We start from the raw sequence: 12,175 nt of genomic DNA on the forward strand, positions 1-12,175 counted from the left end.
GAAGTAGATAACAACTTTAAAAACAAAATATCATGGGATTAAAAGAAAAAAGATTTACTAAAACATTTCAAGAAGAGCAGTTTCCACAACTACAAAAAGCGATCATTGAAGCAGCAGGTTTTGATGTTACTTTTAACATAGCATGGGATACATTATTTGAAGATCGCTTCTTACATCTTTATAGCGATTCTTACCCAAAAATTTACTTCTTACCACTTATAGAAGCTTTTAAGGCAATCACCGCAGATGAGATGGGTAAGGAAGCCCTAGCCGGGAGCTTAAAAGAAATACATATTATTAATACTAAAGATCACCACAATCCTGCAAATGGATTTACATTTTCTAATGGTGTGTTAACCTTGGATCACAGTCCAATAATAAACGCAGATAACGTGGAGAGCAGAACAAAAGTGCTCACTACTATATTAGAAAACAACTTGTAGTTGAAGGTGTCATTTAAGTAGAACTAGTAAGAAGTATTGGTATGTATAGATTTATTGTTTCATTAATTTTTATAGCAGTATTACTGCTCTTAGGAAGTTGCGGAGTTTCTAATGCTAACGCAAAAAAAGGATTTGACACATATTTAAACACGCATCATTACAACAAATATGATATCCTAACTTTTAAAAGGAATTTTAATACAGCAACAATGAATCCTAACCTCTACTGGGTAGAATTGAGCCTTAAAGAAAATCCAGAGATTGTCATTAATTTTAGATGGGATGCAAAAAATAATGATGTGTATGTTCCCGATTTTTATGAAGAAGACAGAAGTATTGAGGCGTTAACACAATATCAAAAAGAAGAAATTCTGTTAAGAGAAGAGATGTATCAAGTCTTAGATGATGATGTAGTAGCCATGGAGGTAAATGTCTTTAATCATGAAATTAACATCACACTAGATAAGGATCCTTCCTTTGATGATTTTCAATTCTTCTCAAATAAAATTTGCAGTGTAATTGATAAATATCCCAATACCTGGACGAGAGAGGCACGTGTTGATTTCAGGCTGAAAGCCGAGCGAAAAGGTTTTTATGAACTGATTGTAAAACCTAATAATTATGATGATAGTAGGGAGTCGTATAGATATCATCCTAACTCCATAATCATCAATAATTACGGATCAACAAAAGCAGATGCTATTGATCAAATGGTGCAACAAGAATTTTCAAAACCTAATGCGCCAGTTTTTTTAAACCGAATATGGGTACATCAATCAGATTTAAGTTCGATGTACTTGGCTATCGAGAAGCACAAGCCTCGTGAAGGAGCTCAAAATCCTAATAACTTGACAGAGGGTGCTGGTATGTTCTTAGTAAAAATGGATTATGATGATCTGGATTTAAAAATCATGTCATACTACGATTATAAAACGATTTCCCGAGATAACATATTCCTTGATCTCATGGAGCAATTGCCAGATGATTATAAATACCTCATAGAGGACTCATAAACCAGTTTACATCATGAATACATCACCATATTATAAAGCGTTTGTAGCCCAGACGTTAGAGGGAGTCCTACAGTCTATTTTTAAAAAAGAAGAAGACGTTTTAATAGCGATTTCGCTGACTAACGGAGTCTACCTAGAGGGGTTACTCATTGATCTAAAAAAAGATGATAATCACACTACAGCTATCTGTTTACGCACTCAAAACGAAGAAATATCCTATGTACACATGCATAGCATTGCAATGGTTACAGTAAAACAACCTAAAAAAATGGTCGTGGAGCTGTCACAAGGAGCGATAAGTAGACCATTGTCATCCACTTCAAATGAGTTGACAGTACTACAACTCAAAATCTGGTTAAAAAATGAAAAATTACAGTTAGGAAGTCAGATTAAACATATCAATGTAGAAGCACTAAATCTCAAAGAGGAAAACAATAGACTTAATGTTCAAGACCTATTTGTAGCATTTAAAAACTGTATAGAGTCAATTACAAAAGACAGCTTAGGAAAAGAAGCTTGGCTAGGTGTTGACAACATCGTCATACAACAAGCAGAAAAATTACAACTTACTATTGAGGCAAGCACACTAACTATATCAATTGCAATACACAAAGCCTTGCCTCAAAACCTTTCTTCATTATTAGAAGAAAAATTACTTCAATTATTATAAAAACAATTTTATCAATTATAAAAACACAACATTATGGGACTTAAAGAAAAAAGAATCATTCAAGCATTTCAAAAAGAAGTATTTCCACAATTAGAAACCGAAATCAACCGAGCAGCTGGTTATACAGTGCCTTTACAAATAGAGTGGAACACGTTAATGGAAGATCGTTTCTCTCACCTGTATAATGATACATTCCCTAAAATTTACTTTTTACCGTTAATAGAAGCCTTTAAGGTGATTTGCGAGGACGCTATGGGAGTAGAGCTTTTAAAGTCAGGTCTTAAGAGCGTAGTAATTGTCAATGAAAATGATGAGCATAATCTAGAACGCGCTATCACCTTTGAAGAAGGTGTTTTGAAAATTAATCACGGCCCAGTGGTAAACGCAGATAAAGTAGAAGAAAGAGCTGAACGCATTACGTCACTTCTAGAAGAAAAACTAGAAGAGTTTGCAGAGGGAACTACAGAAGCTGCCACAGCAAATACATCAGACACAGCTGCTACTGGTGGTCAGAAGGAGACTGGTGAATCTACAGTGACTATTGAAGAATTGTATAACCAGTCTATTGCATTATCACTTGAAAAGCAAGAAATATTTGATGAGTTGGTAAAAGATTTAGGATGGAGTTGTGACATGCTTGAGGGTAAAGTAACCTTTGGTGATGATAAGGTCTTTGACATTCAAGTACTAGGAACCTATTCAGAAAATGAGAAAAGCTGGTTATGGGCATGGGCAAATAATCAAAGCGGTATCCCAGAAAAGTTTTTACAAACATCACAGGCAGTACAAGCATTAGGAAAGGCGTGTAATATTGAGGATTTTATAGCGCCAAAATTAGAGATCGATTCAGACCCAGGAATTTATTTTGCGACCATTGCCTCAGTAATGGCAAAGGAAAGCTGTTACCTCGCGCTACCTTTTAAAGGCATCACTGTGTATGTGACCATTACATCAGAAGAGGTAGAGAGTAAGGTGAGAACCGCACCGGCTTTGTTATGCTCTCACTTCACATTTATTGCTGCAAACTATTCCTTCCCTCACAAATACAGTCTGTATTTCTACCTTAAAAAGAAAGGTTATGAGGTAGAGCTACCAGGCAATAACATCATCGCTCAAAAAGGCGAAGATCAAATTCTTGGAATCTTTGACCTCAAGGGAAGGCTCATGAAACTATCTAATTCAAAAATAACCGTTCAAGCTTAACAATATGTCATACACATCAGAAACACTTTCAGCATTAGAAAAAGAACATCAAACAGCGCTAGCTACTGCACAAGATAAAATGTTAAGCGAGCTAAGTGATGCACAAGCATCTGGAGATCATGAAAAACTGCAAGAAGCAAGTGTAGATTTTCAAAATATAACATCAGAGCTAGCGACTGCATATGCAAAACGTATTGAAGAAATAAATGCACTCAATCACAAAGCCACTGTAGAGCAAGAACCAGAAATTTATACAAATAAAAGAGCAGATGTAGATTTAAACCTACTTGTATATGATGGAGATAGAGACTATGTAATCGCTTTTCAAAAAGACGAGTTGATTCAAAAGACGCTAGAAAAAGTAAATAAAGGCAATAGCAAGTTTAAGTCTAGAAAACACCTATTAAAATCTAGTTTAAGACTTACAAAGACACTTGCGCCCATGCTCCATGAGATAGGAGAGCACTGCAAGCAAACCTTGAAGCTTAAGGCAGATATTGAGTTTTTTGTATATCAAAGTGATATGTTTAATGCCTCATGCTATCCACCAGATGATAATAAGTTATACATCATTCTCTCATCAGGAATACTAGAGCGTTTCTCAAAAGATGAGCTCACCTTTGTGGTAGGTCATGAGATAGGGCATGTGTTATTTGAACACTTTGACTACCCGGTGAGACAGATTCTTGATCACGGTGAGAATGATCTCGCACCTATACACGCGATGAAATTATTTGCGTGGAACAGAAATGCAGAGATAAGCGCAGATAGAGCAGGATTGCTATGTTGTCAAGATTTTGAAGCCGTTGGGCGTACCTTTTTCAAACTATCTTCTGGTGTAACTACAGATTCTCTAGACTTCCAGCTTAATGCATACATAGAGCAATTTAGTGATCTTGAGGAAGTGTTAAACGATTCAAATCACGATCCTTCAGATTGGTATAGCACGCATCCTTTTAGTCCGCTTAGGATTAAGGCACTCGAGCTTTTTAATAAGAGTGAGACCTATACAGCCTTTAACGATACCATTAAAGGGGAGATTACAGAAGAGGCGATGGAGCTAGAAATCAAGCGCATTATGTCATTAATGGAGCCAGAAAACCTAGAGGACGAAAGCGAGCATTCAGAAAAAATACAGTGTTTAATGTTCTTAGGAGGTTACCTCATTTCTAATGCAGATGGCGTGGTAGATGACTCAGAGATCCAAGCATTGAGCAGTATTGTAGCGCCTAAGGTTTTTGCAAACTGTATGATGACCATAAAAGGACTCACAGAAGATGAGATGATAAGCGAGGTGCAAGAGCTCACACGTGATTTACACATAGTGCTCTCGGTCATGCAAAAACTAAATTTACTACGTGACCTATCTATCATTTCCTATGCAGATGGCGAGATAGATGACAGCGAGATCATCGTGCTATACAACCTAGCAAGATTGCTACATATCAATACAGACTTTATAGACCGTGTCATAAGCAACGCACAAGGAGTAGACTAACAACGGTTTAAAGATTTCTACGCTTTCGCGAAAGCAGAGCTAGAATGGGGTTTAGGGGGCTCCAAAGAAGGAAAGGCAGCAATACTATATTGCTGCCTTTTTATTGATATAAGGAATTGATGCGCTACGATACGTGGTAAAAAAATAAGTGCGCTTTCGCGAAAATGAGAAGTGATCAAAAACTTTAGTAAATCAAAAAGAGGGTTAAACCTACGGAAATAAAGTAGAAATAATCTTGTTTTTATAGTTCCAATTCCTTTTTTGCCACATTAAACTTTATGTTGTTGGGTTGATAACATTGTACTATAATTCCGACTATGAAATGGCGCCGTGCAACTGCGATAGTCTATAAATATTAATTGCATTTCTTATAAGTTAGCTTTAATCAAGGATGCAAGCTCATTATCACTTGGTCTTGGTGCATTATCATCAATGATTTTTCCAAATTTGTCAAAAAGGAGGTACCTTGGAATTGTCTTAATATTGTAATTATTATAGAGTTTTGACTTCTTCCAATCTGCAATTATATAATTATTTTCTTCAGTTGATAGGTTTTCTAATTTACTAGCACGAACCCAAGCTGAGTATTCTTTGTCAATTGAAATTTCAATAATTTCAAATTCTGTCTCATTGAACGTTGCTTTTAAATCTTCTAGAAATGGCATTTCTTTTCTACAAGGTACACACCAACTTGCCCAAAAATCAACTAGCACTATTTTTCCTTTTTCTTTTAAGAGAATTTCTTCAAATGTCAATTGGTTGTCATTAACCAAATTGGATAAAATTCCAATAGTACGGTTGTTTATGTCTAATTTCTTAGCATTTTCTTGTTGGTTTTGAACGATTATCTGCCATTTGTTTTTAAACTTATTACTAGTGTTTATAGTGTGAAATTTTGCTAAGTAATTCTGAAATTTTGATTTCTCCAAAAAATAGATGCTTTTAAGATAAGCACTTAGTAACATTTCCTTTGTTGACTGATTAAATAGCTTTGTTTCTTTAGTAACAACATCAAATTGTACAGTGTTTGAAACTCTTTTATCGTTTTGAAAATATTTATATAACACCAAAGCTTTTAAAAAACTTACGTATTCATTGCGTTCAAATAATTCTTCACTATTTATTTTTATATCTAAACTATCAATATCCAATTGTAAATGCTGCTTTCTAGCTTCTCTTACTTTCGATGTTGCGTACTTAAGTTGCTGGTCAAGCTTTGTACTTCTGTAGAACTCATCTGAGATACTATTAATAGCTTTTAGACTATCCAATAGCAAGTTTGAGTTTTCATGTATTTGTTTTATTGAGAACTTATTGTTTTGAAATTTATCTTCGTCGATTACGATTGCCTCACTATTTAGATTTTGCTTGAACAGAAGGTAATCAAAGTTAGTTTCGCTCCATGATTTATCACTATTTAAGTGTGTAAAAACTGGATATTTAACTTGCTTAGAAGAATTAATTCTTGTGTTTTCGACATTAATTAAAATGCTGTCGCCTTTCTCAATTTCAAGTTTGTAAAACATTGAAATGAAAGGGTCTCCACCTATTATATAAACTGTAGTGTCTGTAGGAATTGTTATAGATGACTTATTCTCCTTTTTGCCTAGGTATAACATGTCAGGCATAGCCTGCATCTCATCCAGCGTTAAATTCGTAAAAAAAGAATCTATAGTGTCATTTACTTTTATAAATACCTCGTTTCTCTTTTTAGTTGTTACCTTATTGGTAACTAGAGGCTCGATAATAGTATTTATCTTTTTTTCGGTACAACTAAGTATCGAAAGAAGTAAAAGTATTGTGTATATATTTTTCATTTGTGAGCGGATAAAATGCAATCTTATACATCAACCAGAACTTAAATTATATAACGTTCCTTAAAAAAAAATGGCATCGTTGCAGAGATATATAATTGATTTTTAATTAATTGCTGGTCTAAATATACACTTATTTGTAGGTCTATATCTATGCGCAGCTTTACCATACTAGGTTCATAAAAGTTCATTTTCGCGAAAGCGAACTAAAAATATTGACCATTAAAAATATTTTTTACGAAAGTCTAAAGGCGTCATACCTGTTTTTAATTTAAAGAATTTTGAAAAATAGGCGTAGTCTGAGAATTCTAGTGTGTCGGCAATATTAGCTAAATTCTCGTGAGAATGTACAATCAATCTTTTTGCCTCTAGAATGATCCTTTCAGAAATTAATTGGCTTGTTGTTTTATTAATTGTTTGTTTTACTACTCTGTTCAAATGCTTGGTAGTAATACATAATTTATCAGCGTAAAATTTAGGGAGTTTTTCACTTTTAAATTGGTCATTTATTAAATGCTCCAAAGCTTCAAGTATATTAATATAGCCGGGCGAACTGAGTTTTTCTATATTGATATCAACGGTATATACTCTTGTTAATTCTATATAAATGTCGTTTAATGAGTTTACTATTTTTAACTCTCTTAAAAGATTGTTTTCTGAATATTCGGTATAAGCTTCTTTAAATTTGAGGTTTAATTTTTGAAGATTTTCTGGAGTGATATCTAAAAAAGGAGGGTTTTGATTCGAGTAAAAAAAAGGAAATGAATGTAGCTTGTGATCTAAGAACTTAAAATCATAAAATTCTTGAGAATGGAAAAAGATGTATCCTTGTGGTGGTGTCTCAAATTTCCAAAAATGAGTTTGCCCTGGTTTTAAAAAAAATACCCTTCCTGGATTTATACTGTAAGAATTAAAGTCGATCTCGTGGGTACCTGTACCTTCCTTAAATAGTACACATAGATAGAAGTTGTGACTATGTGGTTTATTAATTAAATCCTTGTTGCGCTGTATGTGGTCTGAAAAAGAATTGATATACACATCATTGAGAGGTGCAGATTCTTTAAATTGACTAATATTAAGAACTGGTATTTTCATATTAAATGTCCTAAAAGTACAAAAAAGTGCGAACATTCTACAAGGTTCCTAATTAGTTTCACTCTTAATTTTGCATCATAAAACATATTGTGATGAGTAGAATAATAGAAGCATTAAATTGTAAGTGTCCGAATTGTAAAAATGGAAAGATTTTTAAGAATGGTGGTAACGTTTTATTAGTGAAAATCCCAACAATGAATGAAAGATGTCCAGAATGTAATTATAAGTTTGAAAGAGAAACTGGTTTCTTTTTTGGTGCTATGTTTGTAAGCTATGCTCTTGCTGCGGCTCAAATGATAGCAAGCCTTGTGGTATTTTGGTATTTTATTGATTTATCACCTTTACTAGTTTTTGCCATTATTGCGATAATAGCATTTCTGACTAGCACTACCAATTTTAAATTATCAAGGTCTATCTGGATATATTTATTTTATTAAGATGATGTTTAAAGATTGTCGATAGTATTGTTCTTAAGAGGCTAGAGCGTAAAGCATGTCTATCTATTGTTAGTTATCTAGGTTGCCGAATAGCCCGTAAGTAATAATAGTAAATAGGTCATTTAACCAATCTATGGCACTTTAAAATAATCTTGACGATAGAAGGTTAAGAATTAATTATTATAGAAGTCATTATGATGATAAAAGCTGCTACTTTTTGATAGTAATTGATTGATAATAAACCTGTAATTAAAAGTAAGTCGTTTGTAGTAGTTGCCTTTATATATCCATCGCTTAAGCCTGATTTTTTGAACTCCATCAATTTCTTATTGTCCTCTAGTATACTCCATTTGTTATTCCAACAACTATCTGACTTCCATTCAAACTTTTCATTGTCCAACAATATTTGTGTCTTAGCATTCCAAGAATTAAATGTTATCCTACCGATTATATTTTTGGATTTCAAATCTATTATATCCATTCCAGAGTCAAACAGTCCCTTCTTCATGAATTTATAATGAGATTCGTTTATCATTCCATAGAAAGTGGTGCTAAATGCTTCTTTTTTGAGCTCTCCTATTTTTTTCTCACTCGAATATAATTCAGATGTTGATGAGAAAAATCCTTTAGTCCATTTGTAGTTTATCATATTTCTTATTGCTTCCCACAGGCGCAACATAAAGAAAGCAACGCACCTTGATACGTATTGCGATTGCTAGACGACCTGCAGTTGATTGTTTTTTGATTGATTGTCTAAATATACACTTATTTGTAAGTCTAGCGCAGCGTGTAACGCTACTAGAAATAGTGATAGTAAGAACATTTTCGCGAAAGCGTAGCTCAACTCATTTTAATCACAATATGCTGTAAGCTGCTAGTTTGATAAAGCTATTATGAACGCCATTTGTAATCATCAAGCATCGTAAAACTCGGCGGTTTTAATAGTAAATCCTAGTTTTTTAAGTTTGGTTTTGAGTTCAGATAACGGGACACTATTAGGAATGTCCCTATACGTTATGTTGTTTACAGTGATCTCTGTAGCTCCGGCTCCTTTTGCTGGTAGTACATTAGTAAAGACGAACTCGCTATCATAGTCAAATACCGTGAAGTCGTACATAGTGGCTAGTGCATATTGTTGAGTAGTGTCTAGAGATAAAAGCCGTAGCTGGTTGGGTTGCATTTGTTGTGCTAAATCCTTTGGGGTTCTATAAACCTTAGCGTGATACAAAGCGAGTTGTGCTGCGTGAATTTCATCTTCCTTATCTGCCAGTAAATCACTAGGTAGCTCATAAGATCTGCGGAGTGTTTTTAATTGGCCATAGCTGAGTGTAAAGGTTTCTATTGGGGTGAGCTGCTTGCTTATACGAGCTTCTCTATCATAATACTCATTGATGTATGGCTTGGCCATTGCTATCTCATTATACCAACCTATATAGAGTAGTGCCGCTGTTTTTCCTAATGACTCATTTCTAATACCTCCATAGACAGAGAGACCAATCCTAATATCGCCAAACCACCAGTGTGCAGCATAAATAACACTGCCGCTGCTATATACCTCGTTATACTTTTTACCATCCGGCAGCGGATTCTTATGAACGTTATGAGGTTCGCCTAGTATAGATGTGAGCTGCTTCATATAAGGCACTTGGTGCTGTTGAAACCATCCCTTTTTGATAGGTTTTAATCCAAATGAAATGGAGGAAATAGGTCTGTCATAAGAAGGCCCGTAGAATTCACATGAAACAGCTTCTAAGCCTAAAAACCCGTTTGAAGGTATTTTGTGAAGCTTCCAAGAACTAGTATTCTTGTTGAGGTTTTCACGCCCAAAGATTTTAAAGACATCATTAAATGTTTGTCCCCATTTAAATGGTTTATTGTCTATCTCAAAGCTGCTCCAATCCATGCTATTTTAATATCAATCATTGTTTGTGGCAGGCTATAAATATGTGCACCTACGATTGCTGGATTATTTATAATTAATTGTTGAGTTAATCAGTTGCATTGTTGACTTGGTTTCTTCTGTAAAATCTCCGTCTTTTGTCATGAGTTTTTCAAAACTCACGAACAATGTTTTTTTGGCTGAGTTTTTCACCTCTAGAATTAGTACCTCTTTACTATTATTTATGGTTGCTTTCTTTGCAGGCAGTGTTTCATTACCTAATTGAAAATCTAGACTATTTATCTCTGGAGTAGATGTATTCATATTATTAATGAACGCTCTTGCAAAATCTTCAAGTTTTAATTCTTGATCCATTTCATAAATCACGATAGTCGTGCTATCACCTTTTAGCGTGTTTACTTTTAAAGTCTCGTGTGCTTCATAAGAGGTCTTGAATGATGCGGGATAAGAGAAAGAAAGGAAGTCATTTACAAAACTACTACTATTTAATTTTTCTATTGCTGTACTTGTGTTCTCACTACTCTTATGGTCTTGTATGTGTTTGCTAGAGTCGCAGCTAGTAAAGGCTAGCATAATTGCGATTATATAGATTTTCCTTAACATTGATAAAAGAGTTTGAACAACGGTTTGCACTATCACTAGTTCTATTTTAAGAAATTGCTTTAAGAGCTTCAATGATGTCATTAGGCTCGGAGCGTGTTCTATAGTCAACATTTACATAACTCCATGTAACTATACCTTCTTTATTCAATACAAAAGTGGCAGGGATAGGTAATATGCTGCCTTTGCCATTGTTGATTTTATCCAGATCTAGTCCTCTATCTACCTTCATGTGGTCCATTAAAAATGCTGGCACCTCCCAGGATACGCCATATAAAGAAGCAACCTTTGCATCTTGATCAGATAGTACCGTAAATTCCATATTGCCAATCTCACTTTCTGTCATAGATCCATCTGGAACTTGTGGGCTTATGGCAACAAGTGTTGCACCTAGCGCGCGAATTTCCTCCAATTTTTTTTGACTGTAATGCTCGCAGTTGTAGGTTGCAATAAGGACACCAATCACCTCGATAAAATGTAACCACAACTGGACCTTGACTCAATAAAGTGGTGAGAGATATCTTCTGCTTTTTAGGATTAGGAAGTTCAAACTCTGGTGCTTTGTCACCTACTTGAAGCGCATCCTTTCCAGTAAGAAAAGCTTTAGCCTCCTCGATAACTTCATCCACGCCTTTCATGAAGTCAGGTTTTGCCTGTCTTCCAGCTTCAATTTTGGCGTCTGTTTGTTCTTTTAATGTTTTCATTATTGTTTGTCGGGGTTTTATGTCTAGTGGTAGCATTAGTTTTACTCAGGAATTTTAACTGTCAAATTTATATCCTCGATGGAATTAAGTTTGTATTTGGTTGAATTTCCTTTAGCTTCTAAAACGATAAAGTGTTTGGAAGGTTTGATTTTACTGAATAATTGATTCTCAAGAGCAGATAGCTTAAATATTGAGAAAAAATCTTCATCAGTTTCTTTAATCATAAACTTGTAATTAGCAATTTTTTTATCTCTGTCGTTGAGAATTTTAAAAGTGATTTCCTTATTTCCTTTACGCTCTTCTATTTTAGAGAATTCAAATTTATTTCCATTTACTTTTTTTGATAAGTTGTTTGTTTCAATAAAATTTAAAGAATTCGATTTATCAATGTGAAAGTAATGCTCCTCATTTTCTTTGGTATCAAAAATTCTAGAGACTAGAGAATCATTGCGTTTGTATATATGCATATGATATGAATCATCCTCAGAATTAAAAAAATGAGTCCATTCTTGATTGGGAAATGATTGTGTGGAAAAACTGCTCTTTACAATTTTATCAAAATTATAGTTTTGACCGTAGCTTGTACTCACTAATAATATAAAAATTATAGACAGTAGTATTTTTATTGTTTTCATAAGTTATTTATAACAGTCTACTTCGTAAAGCAAGAGTATAAAATAGATTTTTGATAGCCAATCTACAAATAGATACTCATGCTAATTTGTGGTTTTCCTTAATATATATATGTTATTTGTAAAATAAAATACATTATAGTATTAGCAGTTTTGGGGACTGTTG

Annotated in this window: 14 protein-coding genes; 6 read left to right on the top strand and 8 right to left on the bottom strand. The window is 34.1% G+C overall.

The genetic code is table 11. The features are described from left to right. The first annotated feature begins 32 nt into the window (after nt 1-32). The 5 genes from SJY37_RS09680 to SJY37_RS09700 are packed head-to-tail and all read left to right on the top strand — an operon-like array spanning nt 33 to nt 4,827. On the top strand, nt 33-443 hold the full coding sequence (locus tag SJY37_RS09680; protein WP_298325890.1) for a hypothetical protein: 411 nt from the start codon (nt 33-35) through the stop codon (nt 441-443). Nucleotides 444-484: 41 nt separating this feature from the next. Next, complete coding sequence (locus SJY37_RS09685) at nt 485-1,456, top strand: hypothetical protein (RefSeq protein ID WP_298325887.1); 972 nt, start codon at nt 485-487, stop codon at nt 1,454-1,456. A 13-nt stretch (nt 1,457-1,469) separates the two neighbouring features. Further along, nucleotides 1,470-2,126 (top strand): hypothetical protein, encoded by a 657-nt coding sequence (locus tag SJY37_RS09690; RefSeq protein ID WP_298325885.1) that lies wholly within the window; start codon nt 1,470-1,472, stop codon nt 2,124-2,126. Nucleotides 2,127-2,159: 33 nt separating this feature from the next. Continuing rightward, entirely contained in the window at nt 2,160-3,329 is a 1,170-nt protein-coding gene (locus SJY37_RS09695) for a DUF6882 domain-containing protein (RefSeq protein WP_298325882.1), read from the top strand. 4 nt (nt 3,330-3,333) lie between these two features. Continuing rightward, entirely contained in the window at nt 3,334-4,827 is a 1,494-nt protein-coding gene (locus SJY37_RS09700; RefSeq protein ID WP_298325879.1) for a M48 family metallopeptidase, read from the top strand. Between the two features lie 368 nt (nt 4,828-5,195). On the opposite strand, the gene SJY37_RS09705 is transcribed toward SJY37_RS09700, so the two are convergent. Together SJY37_RS09705 and SJY37_RS09710 are read right to left on the bottom strand one after the other, a co-directional pair. Beyond that, on the bottom strand, nt 5,196-6,644 hold the full coding sequence (locus tag SJY37_RS09705; protein WP_298325876.1) for a TlpA disulfide reductase family protein: 1,449 nt from the start codon (nt 6,642-6,644) through the stop codon (nt 5,196-5,198). A gap of 219 nt (nt 6,645-6,863) precedes the next feature. Continuing rightward, a complete protein-coding gene (locus tag SJY37_RS09710) occupies nt 6,864-7,736 on the bottom strand; it encodes an AraC family transcriptional regulator (RefSeq protein ID WP_298325873.1) in 873 nt (290 codons plus the stop codon). 92 nt (nt 7,737-7,828) lie between these two features. Here SJY37_RS09710 and SJY37_RS09715 point away from each other — a divergent pair, with 92 nt between their 5' ends. Next, on the top strand, nt 7,829-8,173 hold the full coding sequence (locus SJY37_RS09715; protein WP_298325870.1) for a DUF983 domain-containing protein: 345 nt from the start codon (nt 7,829-7,831) through the stop codon (nt 8,171-8,173). Nucleotides 8,174-8,339: 166 nt separating this feature from the next. Here SJY37_RS09715 and SJY37_RS09720 read toward each other — a convergent pair whose 3' ends face one another. The 6 genes from SJY37_RS09720 to SJY37_RS09745 all read right to left on the bottom strand — a co-directional run bounded on the left by SJY37_RS09720 (nt 8,340) and on the right by SJY37_RS09745 (nt 12,012). Continuing rightward, entirely contained in the window at nt 8,340-8,822 is a 483-nt protein-coding gene (locus SJY37_RS09720) for a hypothetical protein (protein WP_298325867.1), read from the bottom strand. 264 nt (nt 8,823-9,086) lie between these two features. Continuing rightward, a complete protein-coding gene (locus tag SJY37_RS09725; protein WP_298325864.1) occupies nt 9,087-10,076 on the bottom strand; it encodes a hypothetical protein in 990 nt (329 codons plus the stop codon). Between the two features lie 63 nt (nt 10,077-10,139). Continuing rightward, nucleotides 10,140-10,676, bottom strand: coding sequence for a hypothetical protein (locus SJY37_RS09730; RefSeq protein WP_298325861.1), 537 nt, complete (start codon nt 10,674-10,676; stop codon nt 10,140-10,142). A 46-nt stretch (nt 10,677-10,722) separates the two neighbouring features. Then, nucleotides 10,723-11,085: a redoxin domain-containing protein gene (locus SJY37_RS09735; RefSeq protein WP_298325858.1), complete on the bottom strand. Its 363-nt coding sequence runs from the start codon at nt 11,083-11,085 to the stop codon at nt 10,723-10,725. Continuing rightward, the gene (locus SJY37_RS09740) at nt 11,006-11,413 is read right to left on the bottom strand and encodes a redoxin domain-containing protein (protein ID WP_379953032.1); all 408 of its coding nucleotides are present in this window, start codon (nt 11,411-11,413) and stop codon (nt 11,006-11,008) included. Before SJY37_RS09740 ends, SJY37_RS09735 begins: the two co-directional genes overlap by 80 nt. A 5-nt stretch (nt 11,414-11,418) precedes the next feature. Then, nucleotides 11,419-12,012: a hypothetical protein gene (locus SJY37_RS09745; RefSeq protein ID WP_298325855.1), complete on the bottom strand. Its 594-nt coding sequence runs from the start codon at nt 12,010-12,012 to the stop codon at nt 11,419-11,421. Nucleotides 12,013-12,175: the final 163 nt, after the last annotated feature.

Origin of the sequence: Dokdonia sp. R78006, from assembly GCF_042466145.1 — a bacterium.
Lineage (GTDB): Bacteria > Bacteroidota > Bacteroidia > Flavobacteriales > Flavobacteriaceae > Dokdonia.

Excerpts from the sequence above, each read along its gene's own strand:
- SJY37_RS09710 (WP_298325873.1), bottom strand. The coding sequence starts at position 7,736 with ATGAAAATACCAGTTCTTAATATTAGTCAATTTAAAGAATCTGCACCT.
- SJY37_RS09685 (WP_298325887.1), top strand. The coding sequence starts at position 485 with ATGTATAGATTTATTGTTTCATTAATTTTTATAGCAGTATTACTGCTC.
- SJY37_RS09690 (WP_298325885.1), top strand. The coding sequence starts at position 1,470 with ATGAATACATCACCATATTATAAAGCGTTTGTAGCCCAGACGTTAGAG.
- SJY37_RS09700 (WP_298325879.1), top strand. The coding sequence starts at position 3,334 with ATGTCATACACATCAGAAACACTTTCAGCATTAGAAAAAGAACATCAA.
- SJY37_RS09695 (WP_298325882.1), top strand. The coding sequence starts at position 2,160 with ATGGGACTTAAAGAAAAAAGAATCATTCAAGCATTTCAAAAAGAAGTA.
- SJY37_RS09745 (WP_298325855.1), bottom strand. The coding sequence starts at position 12,012 with ATGAAAACAATAAAAATACTACTGTCTATAATTTTTATATTATTAGTG.
- SJY37_RS09720 (WP_298325867.1), bottom strand. The coding sequence starts at position 8,822 with ATGATAAACTACAAATGGACTAAAGGATTTTTCTCATCAACATCTGAA.
- SJY37_RS09730 (WP_298325861.1), bottom strand. The coding sequence starts at position 10,676 with ATGTTAAGGAAAATCTATATAATCGCAATTATGCTAGCCTTTACTAGC.
- SJY37_RS09705 (WP_298325876.1), bottom strand. The coding sequence starts at position 6,644 with ATGAAAAATATATACACAATACTTTTACTTCTTTCGATACTTAGTTGT.
- SJY37_RS09725 (WP_298325864.1), bottom strand. The coding sequence starts at position 10,076 with ATGGATTGGAGCAGCTTTGAGATAGACAATAAACCATTTAAATGGGGA.
- SJY37_RS09715 (WP_298325870.1), top strand. The coding sequence starts at position 7,829 with ATGAGTAGAATAATAGAAGCATTAAATTGTAAGTGTCCGAATTGTAAA.
- SJY37_RS09680 (WP_298325890.1), top strand. The coding sequence starts at position 33 with ATGGGATTAAAAGAAAAAAGATTTACTAAAACATTTCAAGAAGAGCAG.
- SJY37_RS09740 (WP_379953032.1), bottom strand. The coding sequence starts at position 11,413 with ATGCTACCACTAGACATAAAACCCCGACAAACAATAATGAAAACATTA.